Origin of the sequence: Tardiphaga sp. vice304, from assembly GCF_007018905.1 — a bacterium.
Classification (GTDB): Bacteria; Pseudomonadota; Alphaproteobacteria; order Rhizobiales; family Xanthobacteraceae; genus Tardiphaga.
In genome coordinates this window covers 124,688-148,940 of sequence record NZ_CP041402.1, presented here as the reverse complement: position 1 = coordinate 148,940, position 24,253 = coordinate 124,688, and the positions used below count along the sequence as shown (strand labels likewise).

The following is a 24,253-nucleotide window of genomic DNA, read 5'->3' as shown; positions in this document are numbered from 1 at the left end:
AGTGCCAAAACGCCAATAATCTCCTACAAGTCGCCCGACACTTGAGGAGAATGCCATGACCCCGACCGCTGCTGCCCGCCCGACCTCTGCACCCTCGCTGCGCGACCGCCTCAAGGATCCGTCCTTGCTGCGCGAGCAATGCTATATCGACGGCGCCTGGACCGGCACCGGCGCGACCGCGGTCACCAACCCCGTCAATGACGTCCAGCTCGGCTCCGTGCCGAACATGGGCGCCAGGGAAACCACCCAGGCGGTCGAAGCCGCCGAGCGCGCCTTTCCGCTGTGGGCCAAGTTCACCGCCAAGCAGCGCTCCAACATCTTGCGAAAATGGTTCGAGCTGATCATCGCCAATCGCGAGGATCTGGCGCTGATCCTGACCACCGAGCAGGGCAAGCCGCTGGCCGAAGCGCTCGGCGAAGTCGATATCGGCGCGGCCTATATCGAGTTCTTCGCCGAGGAAGCCCGCCGGGTCTATGGCGAGACGATCCCGACCCAGCGCGCCGACGCGCGCCTGCTCGCCATCAAGCAGCCGATCGGCGTCTGCGGCGCGATTACGCCGTGGAATTTTCCCAATTCGATGATTACGCGAAAGGTGTCGCCGGCGCTGGCCGCGGGCTGCACCGTGGTGCTGAAGCCGGCCAACGAGACGCCGTTCTCTGCGCTGGCGCTCGCCGAACTCGCCGAGCGCGCCGGCGTGCCGAAGGGCGTGCTCAACATCGTCACCGGCGATGCCGCCGCGATCGGCCTGGTGCTGTGCGAACATCCGGCGGTGCGCTTCGTCGGCTTCACCGGCTCCACCGCGGTCGGCAAGATTCTCTACAAGCAGGCCTCGGTCGGCGTGAAGCGGCTCGGGCTCGAGCTCGGCGGCAATGCGCCGTTCGTGGTGTTCGACGATGCCGATATCGATGCCGCCGTCGATGGCGCGATGGTCTCGAAATATCGCAACATGGGCCAGACCTGTGTCTGCGCCAACCGGCTCTACGCGCAGGACGGCATCTACGACCAGTTCGTCGAGAAGCTGGCCAGGAAAGTGTCGGCGATGAAGATCGGCGACGGCACCGAGGCCGGCGTGACGCAGGGGCCGCTGATCAACGAGAAGGCCGTCGAGAAGGTCGAGCGCCACATCGCGGATGCGGTAACGGGCGGCGCCAGGATCGTCACCGGCGGCAAGCGCCATGCGCTCGGTGGCACCTTCTTCGAGCCGACCGTGCTGTCGAATGTGAGTCCGGATGCGCTGGTCTCGCAGGAAGAGACCTTCGGCCCGCTGGCGGCGGTGTTCCGCTTCAAGGACGAGGCCGACGTGATCGCGATGTGCAATGCCTCGCCGTTCGGGCTGGCGTCGTACTTCTATTCGCGCGATCTTGGCCGCGTCTGGCGCGTCGCCGAGGCGCTGGAATCCGGCATGGTCGGCGTCAACACCGGCCTGATCACCACCGAAGTGGCGCCGTTCGGCGGCGTCAAGGAGAGCGGCTTGGGACGCGAGGGATCGCATCACGGCATGGAAGAATATGTCGAGATCAAATACATCATGATGTCAGGGATCTGAGATTCTCGTTTCTTCCCTCTCCCCTTGTGGGAGAGGGTGGACGCGCGATAGCGCGGCCGGGTGAGGGGTGGCCACAAACTCCGAGCCCAGAGCTACTCTTCATCCGACGCGGCTGCGACGCGCCACCGTCCCCCACAAGGGGAGAAGGAAAAGGAGCGCTCGGGTCTGCTGCCTCCGAGCAATTTGACCTGCCTCAATACCACGGCAACACAAGCGTGATCTGCTGGTGCCATGGCGGGATATATCAGGTCCTTTCTCGAAATCGGTCTGGGCGACGTCGCATCGGTCGGCGGCAAGACCGCGTCGTTAGGTGAACTTTATTCGGTGCTCGCAGCCGAAGGAGTTGCCGTCCCAGATGGGTTTGCGATCACGGCTGACGCTTATCGCACTGCACTATCGCAGGGCGATGTCGCGGACCATCTGCACCGGCTGCTTGACGGCATCGACAAGAGCAACATCCGGCAGCTTGCCAGCAAGGCCGCCAAGGCCCGTGCGATCGTCTACGCGGCTATGGACACGGCGCCGCTCCGCGCGCAGATCATGGAAGCGTATCGTCGGCTCGAACAGCAGGCGGGGCCCGGCGTCGCGGTGGCGGTGCGAAGCTCCGCGACCGCAGAGGATCTGCCGACGGCGAGTTTCGCCGGCCAGCACGAGAGCTTTCTAAATGTGCGCGGCGCCAACGATCTGTTCGAAGCGTGCCGGCGCTGCTTTGCTTCCATCTTCACCGATCGCGCGATCTCTTATCGGATCGACAATGGTTTCGATCATTTCAAGGTGGCACTGTCCGTCGCCGTAATGAAGATGGTGCGCTCCGATCTCGCGGCCAGCGGCGTGATCTTTACCCTCGATACCGAATCCGGGTTTCGCGACGTGGTGTTCGTCACCGGATGCTACGGCCTCGGCGAAACCATCGTGCAGGGCCAGGTCGATCCCGACGAGTTCTATGTCCACAAGCCGACGCTGGCGCTGGGATTTCGCCGCGTGCTGCGGCGCAAGCTGGGCGCCAAACAGGTTCGCATGATCTACGGCAAACGCGGCGGAACCCATGCGACGCTGACCCGCAATGTGCCGGCTGCCGAGCGGCAAAAATTCTGCATTTCCGATGCCGAGGTGCTCAGCCTCGCGGACAATGCGGTGCGCATCGAGGCGCATTATTCGAAACATGCCGGCGGCGCGATGCCGATGGACATCGAATGGGCCAAGGACGGCGCCGACGGCAAGCTCTACATCATTCAGGCGCGGCCCGAGACGGTTGCCTCGCAGCGCTCGGCAGACTTTTACGAAAGCTACAGCCTGACGGGGCGCGGCGAGGCCATCGTTACTGGGCGCGCGGTCGGCGAGAAGATCGCCACCGGGCGCGTGCGCCGCATCGCGACGGCGCGCGATCTGTCGGCGTTCAAGCCGGGTGAGATCCTGGTGGCGCCGGCCACCAGCCCCGACTGGGAGCCGGTGATGAAAATTGCCGCCGGCATCGTCACCGATAAGGGCGGCCGGACCTGCCACGCGGCCATTGTCGCGCGGGAGCTCGGTATTCCGGCGGTGGTCGGCGCCACGCACGCGACCGACAGGCTGAAGACCGGGGCAAGCGTCACCGTCTGCTGCGCCGAAGGCGATGTCGGCAGCGTCTATCCGGGAATCGTGCCGTTCGACGTGACGCGAACGCCGCTAAGCGACCTCACGCCGCCGCGTACCGCCATCATGGTGAATGTCGGCACCCCCGAAATGGCGTTTCGGACGGCGATGCAGCCGCAGTCCGGTGTTGGCCTTGCGCGCATGGAGTTCATCATCAGCGAACATATTGGCGTGCACCCCATGGCGCTGCTCCAGCCTGACAGGATTGCGTCCGCCAGGGAGCGGACCGCGATCGCCCGCCTGGTCAAAGACTACCAAAGCCCGTCCGAGTTCTTTGTCCAGAAATTGTCGGAAGGCGTTGGCACCATCGCCGCGGCGTTCTACCCCAAGCCGGTGATCGTACGGCTCTCCGACTTCAAGACCAACGAATATGCCAGCCTGCTGGGCGGCCAGGCGTTCGAGTCGAAGGAGGAAAACCCGATGCTGGGATTCCGCGGCGCCTCCCGCTACAGCCATCCGGCTTACGCCGAGGGTTTTGCGCTGGAGTGCGCGGCGTTGCGTCGGGTGCGCGATGACATGGGACTGTCCAATCTGCGCGTCATGGTGCCGTTCTGCCGGACCGTTGCGGAGGGCCGGCGAGTGATCGCGACCATGGCGGCCAACGGGCTGACCCGCGGCGAAGGTGGTCTTGAAGTCTATGTCATGTGCGAGATCCCGAACAACGTGATCCAGATCGACGCGTTTGCCGAACTGTTCGACGGCTTCTCGATCGGCTCCAACGACCTCACCCAGCTGACCCTGGGTGTCGACCGGGACTCGGATATCGTTGCTTTCGATTTCGATGAACGCGATCCTGGTATGCTGGAGATGTTCCGGCAGGCGGTGGCCGGCGCCAAGCGCAGCGGTCGACATGTCGGCATTTGCGGCGAGGCGCCTGCGAACTATCCGGAGATCGCGCGCTATCTGACCGGTCTCGGCATCGACTCCATCAGCGTCAATCCGGGCAGCGTGTTTCGCACCATGGAAGTGGTGCGTGCGGCCGAAGCCGACAGGGCCGCACAGAAGCCCTGACGCCGCCGACGGCGAAGGTCAGATGTCCGCGGGCACGGCCGTTGCGTGGATCTGCTCGGCGGCGGCGTTGATCCTGGTCATCGTATCGGTCAATTCGGTATACACCTCGTCCTCGATGGTCACCGTTCCGAAATTCGAATTCTCGCCATCGAAGCGCCCTTCGGCCGGCTGATCGGCATGTTCGAACCAGTGATAGCCCACGATTGAAGGCTTGCTTAAAGCCGCCGTCACGTAGCGCTCGAAACATCGCGCGCGCTCGGTCTGGCTGGCCACACGCGGCCCGGCGCCGCGGGTATTGGGCAGGCCCGAATCGTCGCCGCGGAAGGCGAATTCGGAAATCAGGCATGGTTTTCCGGCAGCAACAGCATAGGCGTCGATCACCGCACTGGCATCGACGTCGTAGCAATTGAAGGACACCACATCGAGGTGCCGTCCGGCGGCGGCGATCACATGGGTTTGCGGCTGATAGCCGAACCGCGACCCGATCACTAGGTGGTTCGGATCGACGGCCCTGATCGCCGAGGCGCATAATTCGAAATAGATGTCGGCGACGACCGCGCTGAAGGCATCGCAGTCTGCGGAAAATTGTGCGCGAACAGGATTGTCGCGATTGGCCTTCGCCTCCAGCGCATCGTTGAGCCCGCCGGGCGGCATCCGGAAGAACGGCGCGTCGATATGGGAAATCCGGCCAAGCTGCTCCCATGATTGCGCCGGCGTGCGCCAGATCGCATTGAACTGGGAAAACTCCCGATAATGATGCTGCATGCGCGCTATGGCGGCGACGCGGCCGGGGCGATGCGAGGGCAGGTTGAGAAAGATGGTCAGCAGTTCGTCGGCGCCCCGCCAGTCCGGCGACCAGTACAATTCATTGTCGATGAACGTGCCGAGCAGGCCCGGATCGTCGCGCCATCTCGTGCAGCGATCCCTGGCGCTTTTACGGATATGCGCGGCGAATCCGGCGTCGAAGACATCGGGAAAAATCTGGTCGCGGCGGTGCAGCCGGAATGTGGCGCCGAGCGCCGTGGTCGGCGTCATCGCGAGCCGTTGCGATCCCGCATCCGCCACAAGCTCGTCGGACCAGCAGCCGACGGTATTGAAATTCCAGCTCGCAAGACGGTCGGATATTGCCGCGCGCCAGACATTCTCATTGCCGTATTTGCTCCGGCAGGCGTCGGCATAGGGCGCGCGGTCGGTGCCGATGATGCGGTCCTGGTCGAAGCGCACATTGTTGACACCCTTGGAGATGAAGCGGCCGCCATCCGGATCCACAAGCCAGGACACGCCGAGATGTTCGGCGACACGGAAGAAGCCGCTGCCCTGGAAGCAGTCGTCGGCGATTCCACCCCATTTTGTTCTTCGCAACAGAATCTCCGGCGACCGAACAGCGCGATATCCTTGTCACATCGCTCAAGTCGACCATTCTTGATCTGGCTCAAGTGCGGCCGTCGTCGGCCTGACTATGGCTATCAACGGTCAGATCGTCCGGCCGGGATCGTAACGTTCGAACCTGGCTGGACGGACTGCGAAATCAGGGTGGTCAACCATGGCGACGCCGGAGCTTCCTGACATCGCCAGCCTTCGGCCGGATCTCATCTGGGGGGTCTCGACGTCGAGCTTCCAGATCGAAGGTGCGACGCAGGAGGGTGGTCGCGGCCCGAGCGTCTGGGACGTCTATGGTCACACCGATGAACTCAAGAATCGCGACAGCGGCGATGTCGCCTGCGATCACTACCATCGTTATCCCGAGGATGTCGCCTTGATGAAGGCGCTGGGCGTTCAGGCGTACCGGTTCTCGGTGGCCTGGCCGCGCGTACTGCCGCAGGGTCGCGGGTCGGCAAATGAAGCGGGCCTCGCGTTCTACGACCGGTTGCTCGATGAATTGCTGGCCGCCGGTATCGAACCCTGGCTGTGCCTGTATCACTGGGATCTGCCGCAGGCGCTGGAGGATTCCGGCGGCTGGCTGAATCGTGAGTCGGTGGCATGGTTCACCGACTACACGACACTCGTCGCCGGACGTTACGGCGATCGCGTCAAGCGCTTCGCGACCTTCAACGAACCTTCGATCTTCAGCCTGTTCAGCCGTTCGCTCGGGCAGAAAGGCCGCAGCGCTGAGGACGATCTGCATCGCATGATTCACCACGTCAATCTGGCGCACGGCGCCGCGGTGGATGTGTTGCGCGACAAGGTTCGTAATGTATCGATCGGATGCATCCACAACTATCAGCCATGCAGGCCTTCGAGCGATCGCGCAGCCGATGCCGTGGCGGCTGCGCACTTGAGCACGTACTGGAATAATGCCTTCCCGGATCCGCAATGCCTGGGCGAGTATCCCGCCGCAATGCGTTCTGCCGTGGCGCCGCACGTCGAGGCGGGTGATCTTGCGCGGATCTGTCGTCCGCTCGACTGGTTCGGGCTCAACCACTACAGCCCGGTCTATGTCGCCGCCAAGCCCGGAGCGTTGCTGGGCTACGATTTCGGCGACAAGCCGTCCGGCTGCGCCCTGACGCCGATCGGATGGCCGATCGAGCCCGCAGCCTTTGCAGACACGCTGCGTATCGTCCACGCGCGCTATGCTTTGCCCGTCTATGTCATGGAAAATGGCTACGGCGATGCCATGCAGCCCGACGAAACCGGCGCGGTGATCGATAGCGGGCGGATGGCGTTCCTGCGGGCCTATATCGAGGCGATGAATGCCGCCGCTGCCGATGGCGTCGACATTCGCGGCTATTTCATCTGGTCGCTGCTCGACAATTTCGAATGGGACTCCGGCTACAGCAAGAGGTTCGGCCTGACCTACATCGACTACGCGTCGCAGCGGCGAATTCCGAAAGCGTCGTTCGACTGGTACGCAAGGCTGATCAGGGCGGCACGCCAGCCATGAAAGCCCGCGCCTCGCACCCCCCGCATCCCGTGCTGCTCGCCGACATCGGCGGCACCAATGCGCGGTTTGCCGTCCTCGCCGATGGCGCAATGAGTGCGGTGGCTCACATGGCCGTCAGCGACTACGGTGATTTCAACGCAGCGCTGGCCGCCTATCTCGGTGGTCTGGCCGACGCCGGAAGCATCCGGTCCGCGATCCTGGCGGCGTCCGGTGCGGTCCGGGACAACCGCTGTGCGCTGACCAACAACGACTGGGTGATCGATGCTGCGGCGTTGCGATCGGCGTACGGATTATCCAGCGTCCGTCTGATCAATGATTTCGAGGCGGTGGCGTGGTCGCTGCGCCGTCTGTCGCCGGACAGGCTGCTCGCGCTGGGCGGTCAGGTGCCGTCGGCGGAAGCGCCGTGTGCGGCACTCGGCCCCGGCACCGGTCTCGGCATGGCGGTCAGCATTCCGCACGCGGCCGGCCAGATCGTGCTGTCGAGCGAGGGCGGCCATGCCAGCATAGCCGGCGACTCGCTGCGCGAGGATGCCGTCATCGCGCATCTGCGGCAGCGATACGGACATATGTCGGCGGAACGCGTGTTGTCGGGCCGCGGGCTCGAAAATCTTTACGCCGCTCTCGCCGCGCTGGACGGCGTCGCTGTACCGGAACGCCGCGCCGCCGATGTCATGCAGACCGGAATCGAGGGGAGTTGCGCGGTGAGCCGCGCGGCTGTCGACATGTTCTGTGCGATGCTGGGCTCGGTTGCCGGCAATCTGGCGCTTACCTTTGGTGCCAAGGGCGGCGTCTATATCGGCGGGGGCATTTTGCGTCGCGTCCCCGACTATCTGGCCCGCTCCGAATTCCGGGAGCGCTTCGAAGACAAAGGGCGGTTCAGAAAATATCTCGCGCCGATACCGGCGTGGCTCATTCTCGACGAGGATGCCGCGTTCGTCGGGCTCCGCGCTCTGGCTGAGGTCGAAGCCGTTGGCTGACATGGCCGCGCCTGGGATCGTCACCCTCACCATCAATCCGGCCGTCGACATTTCGACGTCGGTGAAGGAAATGTTGCCTTTCACCAAGATGCGTTGCGCGCCGCCACATCGCGATCCGGGCGGCGGCGGCATCAACGTCGCAAGGGTTCTGAAGCGGCTCGGCGTCGAAGCGACCGCGGTCTATCCCGCCGGCGGCGCCACCGGGCAAACCCTGGCCGCATTGCTCGAAGGCGAAGGCGTGCCGAGCCTCGTGATCCCGACCCTGAACGACACACGGGAGGACATCACCATCCATGACGAATCAAGCCGGGAGCAGTTTCGGCTGGTGTTCCCGGGCGCCGTTCTGAGCGAGTTTGAATGGCAGCAATCCATCGATGCCATTGCGCGCCTGGCGCCGGAGGCGGCTTTTGTCATTGCCAGCGGCAGCCTGCCCGCCGGCGTACCTGCCGACTTCTACGGCAGGGTTGTTCGGGCAGCCCACGGAGCCGGCAAGGTCATCGTGGATACGTCCGGTGCCTCCCTCAGATCGGCCCTGGAGGAGGGCGTTTATCTGATCAAGCCGAACCTGCACGAATTTCAGGACCTTGCAGGCGTGTCATCCGCTGACGATGCGTCGCTCGTTGCAGCAGGCCGCCACCTGTTCGGTCGCTACCGCATCGAAGTCATCGCGCTGTCCATGGGAGCCGAAGGCGCCCTGCTCATGACGCGCGACGCTATATTGCGCGCGAACGGTTTTCCTATCGAGCCAGCCAGCGTGTCCGGCGCCGGCGACAGTTTCCTGGGGGCGATGGTCTGGAGCCTGACCCGCGATGGCAGTCTTGAATCGGCTCTACGCTATGGGGTGGCCGGCGGGTCGGCAGCACTGCTCAATCCCGGCACCGAGCTTTGCCGCGCCGCCGACGTCCATCGGCTTGCGGCGGAGGTGACCATCAGGTCGCTCGTCGAGGGGGGTGGCTAGTCTTGCCGGCTTGACGCAGGTCAAGCCGGCTCTGTTCGAGGTTGCCTAACGTCGACTAGATTACAGTCTGACGGAGCCATTTTGCGCCGCCGCATGGCAAGTGCCTGACATATCAGCATGCTGAAGCCCGCTTATCTTGCGCCCGACGAGAGGCACCTGCTGGCCCGGTTCTGGCGGAGCGCGTCGGGATTCTGGCGCGGACCACAGGCGTGGCGGGCCTGGTTGCTGGCGGTGCTGCTGGTGGCGACGATGCTGCTGCAACTGGTTACCCAATACGGGCTGAATTTCTGGAACCGCGATTTCTTCAATGCGATCGGGCGCAAGGACGGTGCGGAGCTTGTCGCCCAGGCGCTGCGTTTCATCCCGCTGGCTGCCGCGAGCCTGTCTCTCACCGTGCTGTCGGTGTGGGCCCGCATGACCATGCAACGCACCTGGCGTGCCTGGCTAAGCAATCACCTGTACGATTACTGGCTGGATAACGATCGCTATACCCGGCTGCGGTTCGTGATCGGCGACCACGAGGCACCGGAGTTTCGCATTGCCGAGGATGCCAGGCTGGCGACCGACCTGCCGGTCGATCTCGCCCTCGGGCTGCTCAATTCGCTGCTCACGGTGATCACCTTCATTGGCGTGCTGTGGTCGGTGGGCGACAGCCTTGCGATCCAGATCGACGGCGTCAGCCTGATCGTTCCCGGTTACCTGGTCATCGCGGTGATCGCCTATTCGCTGCTGCTGTCGGCGACGACGATCCTGATCGCTAGTCATCTGACGAGGGTGATGCAGGAAAACAAGCGCGCCGAAGCCGAGCTGCGCACGATCGGCACCCATCTGCGCGAGAGCGGCGAGGGCCTTGCGCAGCCCGATCTCCGCAAGAGCGGGCGGCATACGATCGGCGCGGCCCTGAAGGCGGTAATCGCCATCTGGCGCATCTACTGCTGGCAGCTTATGCGCCTCACTTTGGTGACCTATACCAGCCTGCTGGTGACCCCGGTCATCGGCCTACTGCTGTGTTTGCCGAAATATCTTGCGGGCACGATGACGCTGGGGGAGGTGGTGCAGGCCGCGGCGGCCTTTGTCGTGGTGCAGAGCGCCTTCAACTGGTTCACCGAAAATTACGCGAAGCTGGCCGAGTGGGCGTCCTCCGCCAACCGCGTTGCCTCACTGCTGCTGGCGCTGGACGCGGTCGATGCATCCGGGCCGGCATCGGATCACGACAGCTCCGTGGCGGCACATGGCTCGAATGAGCCGCCCCGGATCGCAGGCCAGACGTCTGGCGCGGATCAGCCGACGACCAGCTCCTCGCCGGTCAGCCGCCGATAGGCCTCAAGATAGCGCTTGCTGGTGGCGTCGATGACGTCCGCAGGCAGCGGCGGCGGCGGGGCTTCGCCGTTCCAGCGGCCGGCGCGGCGTTCGATGTCGAGATAGTCGCGCAGCGGCTGCTTGTCGAACGAGGGTTGCGGCTGGCCGGGTGTGTAGACGTCGGCGGCCCAGAACCGCGAACTGTCGGGCGTCATCACCTCGTCGATCAGGATGATGCGGCCGTCGGCGTCGCGGCCGAATTCGAACTTGGTATCGGCGATGATGATGCCCTGCTCGCGGGCGATCTCTTCGCCCTGGGTGTAGACGGCGCGGGTCATGCTCTCGAGCGTAAAAGTGTCCTCCTCGCCGAGGATCTCGCGCATCCGTGCGATCGTGATGTTCTCGTCATGGCCGGTCGCGGCCTTGGTCGCGGGGCTGAAGATCGCGGGTTCGAGCTTGTCGCTTTCCTTCAGGCCCGCATCCAGCTTCTCGCCGGCCAGCGTGCCCGACGCGGCATATTCCTTCCATGCCGACCCCGACAGATAGCCGCGCACCACGCATTCGATCGGAAACACCGTGGTGCGCTTGCACAGCATCGCGCGACCGGCGAGCGAGGCGCGGTGCGCTGCCAGTTCGGGCACCTCGGCAATGATCGCATCGGCGTCGGCGGCGATCATGTGGTGCGGCACCACGCCGCCGAGCTGGTTGAACCACCAGGCGCTGATCTGCGTCAGCACCGCGCCCTTCATCGGGATGGTCTCGTTCATCACCACGTCGAACGCGCTGATGCGGTCGGTGGTCAGCAGCAGCACGCGGTCGTCACCGACGGCATAGACCTCGCGCACCTTGCCGCGGGCGAGCAGAGGAAGCGGCAGGTCGCTGGCGGACATCGGGGTGGTCGTCATGAGTGTCTTTCTTGATTTAAGCAACTAGGTTTCAGCCGTCATTGCGAGGTCAAGGAAAGCCGATTGGCTTTGCCCTAAGCGAAGCGACGCGGCAATCCAGAAAGCCACAAGCAAAGACTGGATTGCTTCGTCGCAACGGCTCCTCGCAATGACGTAGGAGGAGACGGTGCATTATTCCGGCAGCGGGATGAATTCGTGTTCCTCGGGGACGTGGGCAAAACGGCCGGTCTTCCAGTCTTGCTTGGCCTGCTCGATGCGCTCCTTGCTGGAGGACACGAAATTCCACCACAGGTGCCGCGGCCCTTCCAGCGCGTCGCCGCCGAGGAACATCATGCGGGTGTTCTGCAGCGCCTTGACGGTGATCGCGTCGCCGGGGCGGAAGATCAGCAGCTTGGGGCCTTCGTGGCGGTCGCCGGCGATCTCGATCTCGCCATCGACGACATAGATCGCGCGTTCCTCATGGTCGGGATCGAGCGGCACGCTTGTGCCGGCCTCTACCGATACTTCGGCATAGAACCACGGCGACACCATCGCCACCGGGGACGCCGCGCCAAAAGCGGAGCCCGCGATGATGCGCGCGGTGAAGCCGGCGTCCTGAATGACCGGCAGGCTGTCGGCGCCGTAATGCTGGAACGACGGCGCGATCTCCTCGGAGCCCTTGGGCAGCGCGATCCAGCTCTGCAGCCCGAGCATCTTCTGCCCATTGGCGCGCGGCACGTCCGGCGTGCGCTCGGAATGCGCGATGCCGCGGCCGGCGGTCATCAGGTTCATCGCGCCGGGCTGGATCTCGCGGACATTGCCCTCGCTGTCGCGGTGCATGATCGAGCCGTCGAACAGATAGGTGACGGTGGCCAGGCCGATATGCGGATGCGGGCGCACATCCATGCCGTGGCCGGCGATGAACTGCATCGGCCCGAAATGGTCGAAGAAGATGAAGGGGCCTACCATCTGCCGCTTGCCGTGCGGCAGCGCCCGGCGGACCATGAAGCCGTCGCCGATGTCGCGCGTGCGCGGCACGATCGCCAATTCCAGCGCGTCGCAGGAGGCGGCGTCGCCGAGGATCGGATCGTTGCTAGGCTGCCAGCTCATGGGGTCTCCGTGTGTTCGGAGACAGTCTAGCAGCCCGCTCCGGAGCCGTCATCCCGACTGGCCCGCGTCGCCCGGATGGAGCGAAGCGTAATCCGGGGAAAGTCGGACCGGTTGCGCCGCCGGCCCCTGATTCCGCTTCGCTCCATCCGGGCTACAGAGCCTCGGAGCCTACAGCGGCTTGATCTGCACCTTGCGGAATTTGACCACGCCGGAGCCGTATTGCAGGGCGATCGGGCCGTCGGCGAACTTGCTGTCTTCGATATCGGCGGTCTTTTCACCGTTCAGGATCACGGTGAGTTTCGGCCCCTTGGCGGTGATCTCATAGGTGTTCCACTTGCCCGCGGCCTTGGGCATCGGGTTGACCTTGGCGAAATCCACGATCGCGCCCGTGCCGTAGGACGGGTCGGGCCGTTTGTCGAAGATGTTGACCTCGTAGCAGGTATTGGCGCCGATCACCTTCGGGTTGGCGCAGCGGATGAAGATGCCGGAGTTGGCCGCTTCATCCGTCCAGAACTCGGCGCGGATCTGGAAATCCTTGTACGACGTCTTGCTGACGAGGTAAGCGGGATCCTTGCCGGCGAGCTTGTCGGCGACCAGGGCGCCGTCCTTCATCTCCCAATTGGCATCGGCGACGCGGTCCCAGTCGCCCATCTTGCTGCTGTCGAGCAGCGTGACCCAGCCGTCCGATTGGCTCAGGGCCGGCTGGATGAAAGCCGCTAGCCCAAGAAAAATTCCGGCCGCAATCGTTGTCTGCCGCATCGTCGTCTCCCCCTGTTGTTTGTTACCGTGATGATAGTCATGGGAGGAAGGGCGTGTAAACGATCTGGCGCAAGGATTTATGGTTGCAGTGCGGTCATCGTCCCAGGGCCGTCGCCACCCCATCGAATCATTGCCGTGACAGGATCGCGTCCGCGGCGACCGACACGCTGCGCGCTATGCCTTGCGCTTGGTCGGCGTGCGGCCGGTCGCGCGTGAAGCCCGCAGCACCTGCTGCAGCGCCAGGACATTCGGCGACGCGGCGCCCTTGCGCCAGATCAGCACGGTCTCGGCGCGATTTTCGCCGGCCGGCAACCGGTGCACAAGGAGCCTCTCGCTTTCGGGAAACGTCGACAACACGCTTTCCGGCAACAGCGCAACGCCCATGCCGGCGACGACGCAGCCGAGCATGGCGTGATAGGAGCCGAGCTCGATGGTGCGCTCGGGCAGCTCGCCACGCTTCGCATACCAGTCTTCCAGCCGCTTGCGATGCGGGCAGCCGTTCTCGAACACCAGCACCGCGCGCGGCGCGCTGCCCTTGCGACCGATCGGTGGGTGGCTGGCGGACGACACGATCACCGGGACCTCATCGAAAGCATGCACGCGATCGAACGGTGCGGCGGCGATCGGTTCGGCGACGAAGGCCGCGTCGAGGTCGCCGGCGAGAATTCCCTGCGCCAGCGTCTGCGGATTGCCGATGCGCAATTCGAGCTGCACGTCGGGATGGCGTCGGTGAAATTCGTGGAGCGGGCCGGGCAGCCGCACCGCAGCGGTGCTTTCCATGGCGCCGAGGCGCAGCACGCCGCGCGGCCGCGGATCCTGCACCGCGTCGCGCGCCTCGTCGGCCAAAGCCAGCAGTCGGTCGGCATAGCCGAGCAACGTCTGGCCCACCGGCGTCAAATGCAGCCGCTTGCCTTCGCGGACGAATAGCTGTGTGCCGAGATCGTCCTCGAGCTGGCGCACGCGCGTCGTCACGTTGGACTGCACGCGGTGCAGGCGCTCGGCGGCGCGCGTGATCCCGCCCTCGCGCACCACGGCGCGGAAGATGCGCAGTTCAGCCAGGTCCATGCATCTCTCCGGAAGATCGTAATGATCTCGATTATTCATTTTATAGGATGAATCAGCGCGGGTAAACCACAAGCAGCGGGCATGGGCCGGACAGCAGGGGCGGAAGATGGCGGACGAATTCCTTCCCCGCATTGGTGATGAACGCCGCCTCACGGCGTCGCAATGGACGGCGCTTCGGCAGGCCATCACGCGCAGCGTTCATATCGAGCGCGGCCGGATGATCCGTTCCGCCGTCGCGGCTGGCCTTGCGGCGGTTGGGGCAGGCTGGCGTCGCTTGTGCGAGCGGCAGCAGGCCCGCGCCGCGCTGCAAGCCATGCGCGACGTCGAATTGCGCGATATCGGCGTCACCCGCGCCGGCATCGAGGCCGCGATCCGCTGCCGCGACACCACGGCGTAACCCGCGCCGCATGATCTCATCACAACTGGAGAACTACCATGTCGAAAGCCTACTGGATCGTCCGCGTCTCGGTGCGCGATGAAGCGCGTTATCCCGACTATCTCGCCGCGGCGAAGCCGGCATTCGAAAAATTTGGAGCGAAGTTCATCGTTCGCGGCGGCGCCTTCGAGGCGATAGAAGGCAACGCGCGCGATCGCAACGTCGTGGTCGAATTCGCCGACCGCGCCACCGCGACGGCGTGCTATCGCAGTCCCGAATATGACGCCGCCAAGGCGATCCGGCAGAAATACGCCGAGGCCGACTTCATAATCATCGACGGCGCCTAGCCGCCGTCAGCGCCCCAGCGCCGTGGCTGTACTGACGCGGTCATAACGCTCCAGCGACAGGATGGCGTCGGCAAATCTCTCGGCGCCGCCGTTCAGCACCGGCCGCGCCAACTGCAGGAACTTCTGCGCCATCGCCTGTGCGTCGGGAAACGACGACGGCTCGCCGGACGGGTCCGCATAGATCCGCTCGTGCACGCCGTCCTCGGTGGTGATCGAGACGCGGCCTCCGAACGGATGGCGCTGGCCCTCCAGCCGTTCGTCCTGGACGACATCGAAGCGGTCGGCCAGCGCGTCGATAGCGGCATCGCCGAGCCGCTTGTAGTCGTCCCAGCCGAAACTGCCCTGGTCGAGCGCCAGCGCGCCGGTAAAGAACATCGAGAACTGGCCGCCGACGATCGAGGTCGGGTGACGCTTGGTGGCGGCGTCGCCGGTCAGCGTGATGCCGTTGCGGTGCAGCCCGATCTCGACGCGTGTGACCTGATCCGGCGTCAGATTGTGCTCGCGGCGCATCGCGATAATGGCGTCGATCGCGGCATGGGTATAGCGGCAGCTCGGATACGGCTTCACGCCGATCTTCATGGTCTCATAGACCGTGCCGAGTCCGGCGGTGGCCTTTTCCGGATGGGCGTCGTCGCTGTAGCCGACCAGCAGGCCGTGTTTGCCCTCGACCGATTCGGTGGCGCCAAGAAAATCGTTTTTGGCCAGCGTCGCGGCGATCACGCCGTTCATCGCGGCGGCACCCACCTGGTAACGCTTGTTCCAGGCGCCGTTGACGAGAAACTGCAGCGAGCCGGCGGCCTGGCTGCCGGACACGCCGAACGCCGAGATCAACTGCTCCTTCGACAGGCCGAGCAATTTGCCGGCCGCGGCGGCGGCGCCATAGGTCCCCGCGGTTGCGGTCGGATGGAATCCCCGCGCGTAATGCGAGGTCGGGTCGAGCGCATTGCCGAGCCGGCAGCACACTTCATAGCCGGCGACGATCGCGGTCAGCACCTGTTCGCCGGAGGCGCCGACCATCTCGCCGACAGCGAAGGCGGCGGGCACCACCGGGGCGCTCGGATGCAGCGAGGAATCGGCATGGGTATCGTCGAAATCCAGCGAATGGCCGAGCGCGCCGTTGAGCAGGGCCGCGACCGCTGGTGTCCACTTCTTGCTGTCGCCGAATACGGTGGCTTCGCCGGCGCCGTCGAGCGACAGCGCCTGCAGCATGTTCAGCAGAGCCGGCGTCGATTCAGCTTCCTGACGCGCGCGGATCGTGCTGCCGAGGTAATCTAGCGTCAGAACCTTGGCGCGCTCCCGCACGTCCTGTGGGATGTCGTCAAACTTCAAATCCGCTACATAGGCAGCAAGCGTCGCGGTCTCGTTGGCCATTGTGTTTCCTCACTCTTGTTGAAAACAGCGTAAGCGGGCTGAATCGGCGTTTCAAGCGCGTCCCGCGCACGCAGCCATGCGCCGCGACGCTGCCTGCAACAGATGGATCACATGATTGCATTGCTGAAACGGATCTGGGCCTTCCTTGTCACGCACAAGGTCGAATTGGGGCTCGGCGTCCGCGTCACCGTGGCGGCGATGAGCGCGCTGGCGATTGCGACGGCCTTCGGGCTCAAGCTGCCGCTATGGGCGGTGCTGACCGCGATCATCGTCACCCAGATGAGCGTCGGCCGCTCGCTGAAGGCGACGCGGGATTACCTGGTCGGCACGATCGGCGGCGCCATCTATGGCGGCGCGGTGGCGATCCTGATCCCGCACACGGGCGAGGGCGCGCTGCTCGGCGTGCTGGTGCTGGCGGTGCTTCCCCTGTCCTTCATTGCCGCGATCAATCCCAGCCTGAATGTCGCAACCGTCACCGCCATTATCGTGCTGCTGCTGCCGACCATGAACCACGTCACGCCGCTGGAATCGGCCATCGATCGCGTGCTCGAGGTTGCGGTGGGTGCCATCACCGGACTGCTGGTGTCGTTTCTGGTGTTGCCCTCGCGCGCGCACTCCCACATTCGCGCCGGTGCGGTGAAGGCGCTCGAACTGATCGCCTCGGCGCTCGGCGAACTCTTGGCGGCAGCCACCCGCGGCCGTGACAATGACGAGTTGCACCGGCTGCAGCACGGCATCGGCGCGGCCCTGACCGGGCTCGACGTCACCGGCGCGGAGGCCGAGCGCGAGCGCGCCGCGCATCTGTCCTCGGGGCCGGATACCGGACCGTTGCTGCGCACCATCCTGCGGCTGCGGCACGATCTGGTGATGATCGGCCGCGCCACCGTGGTGCCGCTGCCGGCCGAATTGCAGAAGCGGCTGGCCGGGCCGCTGGCGCGGGTCAGCGCCGCGATCGTCTCTTATCTGCGGGCCATCGCCGAAGCCTTGCGCAGCGGCACCGGCGCGCCGGCGATCTGGCCGGTGCAGGTGGCGCTGCAGGCCTATAGCGCCGAAGTCGCCGCCTTGCGCAGCGAAGGATTGACGCGCGGGATGCCCAGCGATGTCACCGAACGTTTTTTCGCGATCGGCTTTTCGCTCGAGCAGATGCGACAGAATCTGCGGGATCTGGAGCGCTGCGTCGCCGAGTGGGCCGACAAGGTGCCGGAATTGCCGACAAAGGCAGAGCTCCCGTAGCCCGGATGCCAATCCGGGGCCGGTCGATCCCCCATCGCTGCCCCCGGATTGCGTCGCCGCTGGCTACGCCAGCGCCGGCTTCATCCGGGCTACGGGTCAGCGTGTTTTCAACGCCTCCATCGCGTGCAGATGCAGCTTTTCCGGATCGCGTTCGCCGCGCGACGCCGCGTCGAGGATGCTGGTGGACAGCAATTTCAGCGCGTCGGAGGGAATGCGCAGCGGCAGCACGTCGAGGCAGCGCTCCAGCGCCGCCGTCATCGCCGCCACCGTTTCCGGCGTAAAGGCATGACCGCCCTCATCCTGCCAGGGTTGCTGCGCCAGCTCGGGAGTTGGCTCCTTGCCGGGCTGCCGGCTCAGCCGGGCGGCGGCGCTGAGTACCCGGAGATAGATCAGCCCGGCCTCGCCGAGCGCGTCCTCGTCGGTCTGGCCGGATTTCGCCAGGGTCACGATGCGCGACGCCAGCCGGCGCCGGTTCTCGATTGTATCGGCGGCCTCGCCCTCCGCGGCGATGAAAGGCTGCCAGGCATTGTCGAAAGCCCGCGCAAGCGCGGCCTTGGATTCGTCGCTGGTCGGATTGATTTCAGAAAATGTCACGCCGGGTAACCGGCATGGCCAGTCGAAGTTCCCGCCGGCCCGGCAAATTCAGTTTTCAGTCCGGCGGGCACTCTGAGCTAAATCAACTCCATGGCGCAGAAGTTCTGTAGGGTCGCGGCAGAAAAACCACAGCGGGAGATCAGGGAATGGCGATCACGGATGTATTGCTGGTATTGCGGACCTATCCCGAGCCCACGCCGCTGCAGGTCGTCGAGGATGCGGACGCCATCGCCGGCTTGCTGGGCGCGCATCTGGCCGCCGTCGCCTGCGAGACGATCGTCGATGTCCCCGGCAGCATGTTGCCGACGTTGCTCATCAGTATTCCCGGGCTGATCGCCGACGAGGCGCGCAAGAGCCGGAAAAACGCCGAGGATCTGCTGGCAGCCTGCGAGGCCGCTGCCGGCCGGCGACAAGGCGCGTCCGTGGAGATCATCTTGGGGCGTGGCATCGCCGCCGAGGTGCCTGAAATCATGGTGCAGCATGCGCGGCTGCGCGACCTCACCATCGTGTCCGTGCCGGACAGCGATGATCCCTGGTATGCGGAAGCACTCATCTTCGGCTCGGGCCGACCGACTTTGGTGCTGCCGGAGCGACCGCGGACCCGACCCCTCGCGCTGGACACCATCCTGGTGGCGTGGGATTTCAGCCGCGCTGCGGCGCGCGCCGTTGCGGATGCGCTTCCGATCCTCGAAAAGGCCAAGCAGGTCCGCATCGTCACCGTCGGTGACGAGAAGCCGATCGACACCCCTCACTCGGCATCCGAACTGGCCAGAAACCTGGCGCGCCACGGCATCGACGTGGTGCTGGACGAGGTCAGTGCGGCCGATCGGGCCATCGGCGACGTTCTCGCCGCGCACGCGCAGTCGTGCTCGGCGGACATGATGGTGATGGGGGCCTACGGTCATTCGCGGTTCCGCCAGTTTATCCTCGGCGGCGCCACCCTGAGCATGCTCGCAGGCCCGCCGCTGCCGATCCTGTTCTCGCATTGACGCGCCTTTTGCATCATCGCGGGTGTGCCTCGGGCATTTTGTCGGCATAGTAGGGCGGACTCACACGGGAGATCTGCCTTGTCCTATGACCGTTCCACCGTCGAGACGGTGATCCAGCACTATTTCGACGGCCTCTATGAAGGCGACGCCGACAAGCTCGCCGCGATCTTTCATCCCACGGCGGATCTGCGCTGGGTGTCGAAGGGGCAGTTGCAGGTGCTGACGGTGCCGGACTGGATGGCGCTGGTGAAGCAGCGCGCCTCCGCCAAGTCGGAAGGCAAAGCGCGTGAGGATTTCATCGTCACGGTGGATCGCTCCGACGAGAACACCGCCTTCGTCAAGGTGCGCTGTCAGCTCCCGCCGCGCTATTTCACCGATTATCTGGTGGCGATGAAGCTCAGCGACGGCTGGCAGATCGTCTCCAAGGCCTATCGTTGCGATACGAGGGAATAGCTACGCTACGTGGCCTCGGCGAAAGCCGTTATACATCGCGGTGGCGGCGCCTGAGGTCAGCACCGGAAGATAGCGCGTGTCCTGGTAATTGCCGTTCAGCGAGACCCGCGGCAGCGCGGTGATCTGTTCGGCGTTGTCGGCGAAGATCACCCCGGGGCGCGTCGTCACCGCCGTGGCATAGCCAGCCTGCTGCGCCAGCGCGAATTCGCGCGGGCCCGCGGCGCAGCGATCGCCATAGGGATAGGCCAGATGAACCGCGGGGCGCTGCAACTCGGCCTCGATCCGGGTGCGGCTGCCGATCAGCTCATGCAGCGCATCGGGCTGGCTCTGCTTGGCGAGGTTGCCATGGCTGACGCTGTGGCCTCCGATCGTCACCAAGGGGTCGGCGGCAAACGGCTTCAACTCGTCCCACGACATGCACAATTCGCCGCTGATGGCGTCCTCATTGACGCCATGGGCGGCGCATAATGCCGTCATCTGGCGGCGAAGCTCCGGATCGCTCAATCCGCGCAACCAGCCATGCAGCCGGTCGAACGCCATTTCCTTGCCCGGCAGCGTCGAGGTGTCGAGCCGGACCATGTCGCCATCGATCGGCGCCTCGATGGCGGAAGCCCCGGCGATCACCCGTTCCAGGGCGATCCACCACAGCCGGCCGGTGCCCTGCGCGAAGTCGCTGGTGACGTAGACCGCAAGCGGGGCATCGAAATCCTGCATCGCCGGCAGCGCGAAATCGCGGTTGTCGCGGTAGCCGTCATCGCAGGTGAAGCAGGCGAAGCGACGCGAAAAGTCCTGTTCCGCCAGCCGTCGCTGCAATTCGTCGGGCGTGACGATGTCGATGTCGGAAGCCCGGATATAAGCCAGCGTCGCGCGCAGGAAGTCGGGGGTGATCTCGAGATGGCGGTTCGGCTGGAACAGGCCGGCATGCGCCGGGCGGACATGATGCAGCATGAAAATGTTGCCGACGCCGCCGAAGATCGGCTTCAGGACCCGATGGGCGCCACTGAAATACAGCGCGTCCAGACCGGCGCGGATCATCGTATTCCGGATCTGCTTCATCATATGACCGAGCAATTGATGCTATCCAGTGACACAAACAGAAACAATTGAATAAAGCGTTATCCCGGTACCCCTTATCCTACCCTCGACCGCGCGGGAATACAGTTTGACAGTCGCGCAAGGGTTTGTTTTCACTCTGTTTCCAGACCCCCCACAGGACTTCGAATGCACGGACTTTTCAAGTGGAGCAACAAATGGTGGCCTGGCCTGGTTCCGCTTGCCGTTCTGTGGGTTGCGGCAGCCTGGGTTAGCACAGTTCTGCTGGAAGCCGACATCGCCGCGCGCAGCACGGTGGCGCTGAAAAACACCGTCCTCGACAAGACCCGGATCGCGGTGGCCGGCCGCGACGTTTCGCTGGCGGCCGAGGCGTTTTCCGAAGATGGCCGCCGCAGCGCGCTGTCGTCCGTCGAGGCCGCACCGATGGTCAGGCTGGTCAATGACGGAACCCGGCTGGTCCAGCAGGCCAAGCCCTTCGTCTGGGTAGCCGAACGCGACAATGTCCGGGTGACGCTGTGGGGGACCGCCCCGCTGCCCGCCAGCAAGGCGCGCATCGCCGAGGCTGCCCGCGCCGCATTGTCCGGCACCGAAGTGTCCGATCGCATGGGGTTGGCGCGCGGCGCGCCTTCGCGCTTCGATGCCGCGGTGTTGCTGCTGATCGACCAGATCGCCAAGCTGAAGGACGGCAAGATCGTGGTGTCCGACAACAGTGTCAGCCTGTCCGGCATGGCCCGCGATCTCGGCGGCCGCGAGGCGATCGCGGCGGCGCTGAAGAACCTGCCGGAGGGCTTCTCGGTCGCCACCAACGACGTCAAGGCTCCGCCTTACATCTTCCAGGCTAACAAGGACCCGGTCGCGGTAACGCTGACGTTGAGCGGTTATGTGCCGGACAACAATGTGCACGCCGTGCTGGCCGCGACCGCGGGCCGCAAATTCGCCAATGAGAAGATCATCGACAATCTGAAGGCCAGCATCGGCGCGCCCAGCGGCTTTTCGGCCGCGGTCACCTCGGCGCTGGCCGCGCTGTCGCGGCTGTCCACCGGCACGCTGGTGGTGTCCGACCGCGAGGTCCGCCTGTCCGGCGACGCGCTGTTCGAAATTGCGGCCAGCCAGATCCGCTCCGGGCTGGCGCAGGAACTGCCGCAGGGCTGGACGGTCAAGCCGGAAGTCTCGGTCAAGCCGGCGGCGTCGCCGGTGGATTCGACGGTGTGCCAGCAATTGTTCACCCAGAACCTGACCAAGGGCCGGATCCGGTTCGAGGCCTCCAGCGCCAGCATCAACGCCGATTCGGCGGGGCTGCTGGACCGCCTGATTGAAACCGCGATGCGTTGTCCGGCGGCCAATATCGACATCATCGGCCACACCGATGGCGACGGCGACCCCGGCTTCAACCAGACCCTGTCCGAAAAGCGGGCCGCGGCGGTGCGGGACTATCTGGTCCGTGCCGGCCTGCCGGCGGAGCGTTTCACCACCCAGGGCTACGGCGCGAGCCAGCCGATCGCGGTCAACAATACCGAGCAAGGCAAGTCGCAGAACCGCCGTATCGAATTCATGGTGAAACAATAATGATCGATCTGGCATATTTTCTGTGGGGCTGGCTGCTCGGCGCCGCAGCGCTCGGTTTCTGCATGGGCTGGATTGCCGTCATCACCCGCACCCGGCCGGTGCCGCGGCGCTGGGTGCAGGGCCTGGCGGTGCTCGCGGTGGTGATCGTCGGTATCGCGCTGGCCAGGCTGCTGCCGGGCCGGTTCGGCTATTGGCTCGATCTAGGCCTGGCGCTGTTCGCCTGCTATCTGGTCGGCTGCGCGATCGGTTCGTGGCTGCGCGATGGCGTCGTGGCCCGGCAGATGCGGGCATCCTCGGCGTAGCGATGAGCCTCCTTGCCCATTACCGGATGTTCGGGCGGTACAACGCCTGGGCCAATGCCCGGCTCTATCAGGCCGTGGCGTTGCTCGGTGCCGAACAGTTCAGCGCCGACCGGGGCGCCTTCTTCAAATCGGTCAAGGGAACGCTCAACCATCTGCTGGTGACCGACCGGATCTGGCAGCAGCGCTTCACCGGCGAAGGCGACGCGCCGGACCGGCTCGATGCCATCCTGTTCGAGCGTTTCGACGAGCTGCGGGCGGCACGGAGCGCCGAAGACGCCCGCATCGTCCGCTATGTCGATGGTCTCGACGAGGATCGCCTGGCCGGCGTCATCCGTTATCGGCGGGTATCGTCGCCTGAAACGTTCGAACAGCCGCTCGCCCCCGCGCTGGCGCACTGGTTCAACCACCAGACCCACCATCGCGGTCAGGCCCACGCGGTGCTGACGGGGCTGATCGGGGCGGCCCCCGAACTCGATCTGTTGTTTTACCAGCGTCTTGCCGACAAACCGGCGGGATAGAACTACGAAAGCTTCACGGCCGCATGCGTGGTCGTTGTGCTGCGATCGGCCGGTCGTCAATATGCCGCAGCGACTTGCGCAAATTCCGTCTGGGGTTTGGTAATTCGTACCTAATATATTGATGCAGCGGGTTTTTTGTTCAATTCCACTTTGCCGCAAAACACGCTAGGACAGGTTGTCCCGGCAGCGACGGCGGCAACGCCGAGGTTTGCCTGATTTCCCGGACGCGGGATCGCATTCGAGGTTGAGATGCTGGAAGCAATACGCAGGGCGATCTCGTTTCTGCGCCACAAGCAGATCCTGAAGAAGCTCGGTGTCCTGTTAAGCGTCGCGGTGATCGTGTTCGCCTGCTACATGCTCTATCACGAGCTGCGCAACATCAATATGGCCGCCGTCTACGAGGCGATGATCGGCACGGAACCGCGGCTGATCGGCCTCGCCGCGCTGTCGGTGGCGGCCGGCTATTTCACGCTGACATTCTATGACTGGTTCGCCGTGCGGGCGATCGGCCACGGCCATATCCCGTACCGCATCAACGCGCTTGCCGCCTTCTCCAGCTATGCGATCGGTCACAATGTCGGCGCCAGCGTCTTCACGGGCGGAGCGGTGCGCTACCGCATCTATTCGGCCTGGGGGCTGAACGCGGTCGACGTCGCCAAGATCTGCTTTCTCGCCGGGCTTACGTTCTGGCTCGGCAACGCCGCCGTGCTCGGCATGGGCATTGCCTATCATCCGGAGGCCGCCTCGGCGATCGACCAGCTACCGCCCTGGGTCAACCGCGTGATGGCCTTCGTACTGCTCGGCGGTCTTGCCGGGTACGTCGCGTGGGTCTGGGTCAAGCCGCGCAGCGTCGGCCACGGCACCTGGTCGGTACAGTTGCCGGGCGGACCGCTGACGCTGCTGCAGATCGCGATCGGGATCATCGATCTCGGTTTCTGCGCGCTGGCGATGTACATGCTGGTGCCGGACGAGCCCAACCTCGGCTTCGTCGTGGTGGCGGTGATTTTCGTCTCCGCCACCCTGCTTGGTTTTGCCAGCCATTCGCCGGGCGGGCTGGGCGTGTTCGATGCCGCGATGCTGGTCGGGCTGTGGCAGATGGACAAGGAAGAGCTGCTGGCCGGCATGCTGCTGTTTCGCGTGCTGTATTATCTGGCGCCGTTTTTTATCTCTGTCATCCTGCTGACGTGCCGTGAAATTATCATGGGCGCGCGCTCGAAGCGTTTATTGTCTCTTGAGACAGACGCGCCCGCGGTCCCCGTCGGACGACCGCTCAAGGAACATGGCGGCTCCGGCGCCTGAACTTCAATCCGGAGCAGGAAAAGAACCCGC

The 24,253-nt window shown here is 64.8% G+C and carries 23 protein-coding genes; 15 read left to right on the top strand and 8 right to left on the bottom strand.

Features of this window, described 5'->3' with window-relative positions; all coding sequences use genetic code 11:
- Positions 1 to 55 precede the first annotated feature (55 nt).
- Together FNL56_RS00625 and ppsA are read left to right on the top strand one after the other, a co-directional pair.
- The gene (locus FNL56_RS00625) at positions 56 to 1,546 is read left to right on the top strand and encodes an NAD-dependent succinate-semialdehyde dehydrogenase (RefSeq protein WP_143571168.1); all 1,491 of its coding nucleotides are present in this window, start codon (positions 56 to 58) and stop codon (positions 1,544 to 1,546) included.
- Positions 1,547 to 1,777: 231 nt separating this feature from the next.
- Positions 1,778 to 4,189, top strand: a complete 2,412-nt coding sequence (gene ppsA, locus FNL56_RS00620) for a phosphoenolpyruvate synthase (RefSeq protein ID WP_143577349.1) — start codon at positions 1,778 to 1,780, stop codon at positions 4,187 to 4,189.
- An 18-nt stretch (positions 4,190 to 4,207) separates the two neighbouring features.
- Here ppsA and FNL56_RS00615 read toward each other — a convergent pair whose 3' ends face one another.
- Positions 4,208 to 5,551 (bottom strand): agarase, encoded by a 1,344-nt coding sequence (locus FNL56_RS00615; RefSeq protein WP_143571166.1) that lies wholly within the window; start codon positions 5,549 to 5,551, stop codon positions 4,208 to 4,210.
- A 181-nt stretch (positions 5,552 to 5,732) separates the two neighbouring features.
- Between FNL56_RS00615 and FNL56_RS00610 the strand changes: the two genes are divergently transcribed.
- From FNL56_RS00610 to FNL56_RS00595, 4 genes are all read left to right on the top strand, one after another.
- On the top strand, positions 5,733 to 7,070 hold the full coding sequence (locus FNL56_RS00610) for a GH1 family beta-glucosidase (RefSeq protein ID WP_143571165.1): 1,338 nt from the start codon (positions 5,733 to 5,735) through the stop codon (positions 7,068 to 7,070).
- Entirely contained in the window at positions 7,067 to 8,047 is a 981-nt protein-coding gene (gene glk / locus FNL56_RS00605) for a glucokinase (protein ID WP_143581720.1), read from the top strand. Before FNL56_RS00610 ends, glk begins: the two co-directional genes overlap by 4 nt.
- 1 nt (position 8,048) lies before the next feature.
- On the top strand, positions 8,049 to 9,005 hold the full coding sequence (locus FNL56_RS00600) for a 1-phosphofructokinase family hexose kinase (protein WP_143575966.1): 957 nt from the start codon (positions 8,049 to 8,051) through the stop codon (positions 9,003 to 9,005).
- A 117-nt stretch (positions 9,006 to 9,122) separates the two neighbouring features.
- Positions 9,123 to 10,325, top strand: a complete 1,203-nt coding sequence (locus tag FNL56_RS00595) for an SbmA/BacA-like family transporter (RefSeq protein ID WP_143581719.1) — start codon at positions 9,123 to 9,125, stop codon at positions 10,323 to 10,325.
- Here the strand turns inward: FNL56_RS00595 and FNL56_RS00590 are convergent.
- The 4 genes from FNL56_RS00590 to FNL56_RS00575 form a co-directional block, all read right to left on the bottom strand.
- On the bottom strand, positions 10,286 to 11,209 hold the full coding sequence (locus tag FNL56_RS00590; protein ID WP_246660828.1) for a phosphoribosylaminoimidazolesuccinocarboxamide synthase: 924 nt from the start codon (positions 11,207 to 11,209) through the stop codon (positions 10,286 to 10,288). The two genes, FNL56_RS00595 and FNL56_RS00590, sit on opposite strands and share 40 nt — an antisense overlap.
- 171 nt (positions 11,210 to 11,380) lie before the next feature.
- Positions 11,381 to 12,298, bottom strand: coding sequence for a pirin family protein (locus FNL56_RS00585; protein ID WP_143571162.1), 918 nt, complete (start codon positions 12,296 to 12,298; stop codon positions 11,381 to 11,383).
- A 168-nt stretch (positions 12,299 to 12,466) separates the two neighbouring features.
- The gene (locus FNL56_RS00580) at positions 12,467 to 13,057 is read right to left on the bottom strand and encodes a 3-keto-disaccharide hydrolase (RefSeq protein ID WP_143571161.1); all 591 of its coding nucleotides are present in this window, start codon (positions 13,055 to 13,057) and stop codon (positions 12,467 to 12,469) included.
- A 174-nt stretch (positions 13,058 to 13,231) separates the two neighbouring features.
- Positions 13,232 to 14,122 (bottom strand): LysR substrate-binding domain-containing protein, encoded by an 891-nt coding sequence (locus tag FNL56_RS00575; protein ID WP_143581718.1) that lies wholly within the window; start codon positions 14,120 to 14,122, stop codon positions 13,232 to 13,234.
- A gap of 106 nt (positions 14,123 to 14,228) precedes the next feature.
- On the opposite strand from FNL56_RS00575, the gene FNL56_RS00570 reads away from it, so the two are divergent.
- Entirely contained in the window at positions 14,229 to 14,519 is a 291-nt protein-coding gene (locus FNL56_RS00570; protein WP_143571159.1) for a DUF1127 domain-containing protein, read from the top strand.
- Positions 14,520 to 14,557: 38 nt separating this feature from the next.
- Positions 14,558 to 14,845: a DUF1330 domain-containing protein gene (locus FNL56_RS00565; protein WP_143571158.1), complete on the top strand. Its 288-nt coding sequence runs from the start codon at positions 14,558 to 14,560 to the stop codon at positions 14,843 to 14,845.
- Positions 14,846 to 14,851: 6 nt separating this feature from the next.
- Here the strand turns inward: FNL56_RS00565 and FNL56_RS00560 are convergent, their stop codons facing one another.
- Positions 14,852 to 16,216 (bottom strand): MmgE/PrpD family protein, encoded by a 1,365-nt coding sequence (locus FNL56_RS00560; protein ID WP_143571157.1) that lies wholly within the window; start codon positions 16,214 to 16,216, stop codon positions 14,852 to 14,854.
- 111 nt (positions 16,217 to 16,327) lie between these two features.
- Here FNL56_RS00560 and FNL56_RS00555 point away from each other — a divergent pair, with 111 nt between their 5' ends.
- On the top strand, positions 16,328 to 17,449 hold the full coding sequence (locus tag FNL56_RS00555) for an FUSC family protein (protein WP_143571156.1): 1,122 nt from the start codon (positions 16,328 to 16,330) through the stop codon (positions 17,447 to 17,449).
- A gap of 96 nt (positions 17,450 to 17,545) precedes the next feature.
- On the opposite strand, the gene FNL56_RS00550 is transcribed toward FNL56_RS00555, so the two are convergent.
- Positions 17,546 to 18,043, bottom strand: a complete 498-nt coding sequence (locus FNL56_RS00550) for a hypothetical protein (protein WP_143571155.1) — start codon at positions 18,041 to 18,043, stop codon at positions 17,546 to 17,548.
- Positions 18,044 to 18,189: 146 nt separating this feature from the next.
- On the opposite strand from FNL56_RS00550, the gene FNL56_RS00545 reads away from it, so the two are divergent.
- Positions 18,190 to 19,032, top strand: a complete 843-nt coding sequence (locus FNL56_RS00545) for a universal stress protein (RefSeq protein ID WP_143571154.1) — start codon at positions 18,190 to 18,192, stop codon at positions 19,030 to 19,032.
- A 78-nt stretch (positions 19,033 to 19,110) separates the two neighbouring features.
- Positions 19,111 to 19,485, top strand: coding sequence for a nuclear transport factor 2 family protein (locus FNL56_RS00540; RefSeq protein ID WP_143571153.1), 375 nt, complete (start codon positions 19,111 to 19,113; stop codon positions 19,483 to 19,485).
- Here the strand turns inward: FNL56_RS00540 and FNL56_RS00535 are convergent, their stop codons facing one another.
- On the bottom strand, positions 19,486 to 20,541 hold the full coding sequence (locus tag FNL56_RS00535; RefSeq protein ID WP_143575964.1) for a polysaccharide deacetylase family protein: 1,056 nt from the start codon (positions 20,539 to 20,541) through the stop codon (positions 19,486 to 19,488).
- A 165-nt stretch (positions 20,542 to 20,706) separates the two neighbouring features.
- Here FNL56_RS00535 and FNL56_RS00530 point away from each other — a divergent pair, with 165 nt between their 5' ends.
- From FNL56_RS00530 to FNL56_RS00515, 4 genes are all read left to right on the top strand, one after another.
- Positions 20,707 to 22,104, top strand: a complete 1,398-nt coding sequence (locus FNL56_RS00530) for an OmpA family protein (protein WP_143571152.1) — start codon at positions 20,707 to 20,709, stop codon at positions 22,102 to 22,104.
- Positions 22,104 to 22,406 carry a hypothetical protein gene (locus tag FNL56_RS00525; protein WP_143571151.1) on the top strand — a complete coding sequence of 101 codons (303 nt, stop codon included), beginning with the start codon at positions 22,104 to 22,106 and terminating at the stop codon, positions 22,404 to 22,406. Before FNL56_RS00530 ends, FNL56_RS00525 begins: the two co-directional genes overlap by 1 nt.
- A 2-nt stretch (positions 22,407 to 22,408) precedes the next feature.
- Complete coding sequence (locus FNL56_RS00520; RefSeq protein WP_143571150.1) at positions 22,409 to 22,924, top strand: DinB family protein; 516 nt, start codon at positions 22,409 to 22,411, stop codon at positions 22,922 to 22,924.
- 249 nt (positions 22,925 to 23,173) lie between these two features.
- Positions 23,174 to 24,223, top strand: a complete 1,050-nt coding sequence (locus FNL56_RS00515; protein WP_143571149.1) for a lysylphosphatidylglycerol synthase domain-containing protein — start codon at positions 23,174 to 23,176, stop codon at positions 24,221 to 24,223.
- Positions 24,224 to 24,253 lie beyond the last annotated feature (30 nt).

Coding starts and splice junctions, on each gene's coding strand:
- FNL56_RS00625 (WP_143571168.1), top strand. CDS start 56: ATGACCCCGACCGCTGCTGCCCGCCCGACCTCTGCACCCTCGCTGCGC.
- ppsA (WP_143577349.1), top strand. CDS start 1,778: ATGGCGGGATATATCAGGTCCTTTCTCGAAATCGGTCTGGGCGACGTC.
- FNL56_RS00610 (WP_143571165.1), top strand. CDS start 5,733: ATGGCGACGCCGGAGCTTCCTGACATCGCCAGCCTTCGGCCGGATCTC.
- glk (WP_143581720.1), top strand. CDS start 7,067: ATGAAAGCCCGCGCCTCGCACCCCCCGCATCCCGTGCTGCTCGCCGAC.
- FNL56_RS00600 (WP_143575966.1), top strand. CDS start 8,049: ATGGCCGCGCCTGGGATCGTCACCCTCACCATCAATCCGGCCGTCGAC.
- FNL56_RS00595 (WP_143581719.1), top strand. CDS start 9,123: ATGCTGAAGCCCGCTTATCTTGCGCCCGACGAGAGGCACCTGCTGGCC.
- FNL56_RS00590 (WP_246660828.1), bottom strand. CDS start 11,209: ATGACGACCACCCCGATGTCCGCCAGCGACCTGCCGCTTCCTCTGCTC.
- FNL56_RS00585 (WP_143571162.1), bottom strand. CDS start 12,298: ATGAGCTGGCAGCCTAGCAACGATCCGATCCTCGGCGACGCCGCCTCC.
- FNL56_RS00580 (WP_143571161.1), bottom strand. CDS start 13,057: ATGCGGCAGACAACGATTGCGGCCGGAATTTTTCTTGGGCTAGCGGCT.
- FNL56_RS00575 (WP_143581718.1), bottom strand. CDS start 14,122: ATGGACCTGGCTGAACTGCGCATCTTCCGCGCCGTGGTGCGCGAGGGC.
- FNL56_RS00570 (WP_143571159.1), top strand. CDS start 14,229: ATGGCGGACGAATTCCTTCCCCGCATTGGTGATGAACGCCGCCTCACG.
- FNL56_RS00565 (WP_143571158.1), top strand. CDS start 14,558: ATGTCGAAAGCCTACTGGATCGTCCGCGTCTCGGTGCGCGATGAAGCG.
- FNL56_RS00560 (WP_143571157.1), bottom strand. CDS start 16,216: ATGGCCAACGAGACCGCGACGCTTGCTGCCTATGTAGCGGATTTGAAG.
- FNL56_RS00555 (WP_143571156.1), top strand. CDS start 16,328: ATGATTGCATTGCTGAAACGGATCTGGGCCTTCCTTGTCACGCACAAG.
- FNL56_RS00545 (WP_143571154.1), top strand. CDS start 18,190: ATGGCGATCACGGATGTATTGCTGGTATTGCGGACCTATCCCGAGCCC.
- FNL56_RS00535 (WP_143575964.1), bottom strand. CDS start 20,541: ATGAAGCAGATCCGGAATACGATGATCCGCGCCGGTCTGGACGCGCTG.
- FNL56_RS00530 (WP_143571152.1), top strand. CDS start 20,707: ATGCACGGACTTTTCAAGTGGAGCAACAAATGGTGGCCTGGCCTGGTT.
- FNL56_RS00525 (WP_143571151.1), top strand. CDS start 22,104: ATGATCGATCTGGCATATTTTCTGTGGGGCTGGCTGCTCGGCGCCGCA.
- FNL56_RS00520 (WP_143571150.1), top strand. CDS start 22,409: ATGAGCCTCCTTGCCCATTACCGGATGTTCGGGCGGTACAACGCCTGG.
- FNL56_RS00515 (WP_143571149.1), top strand. CDS start 23,174: ATGCTGGAAGCAATACGCAGGGCGATCTCGTTTCTGCGCCACAAGCAG.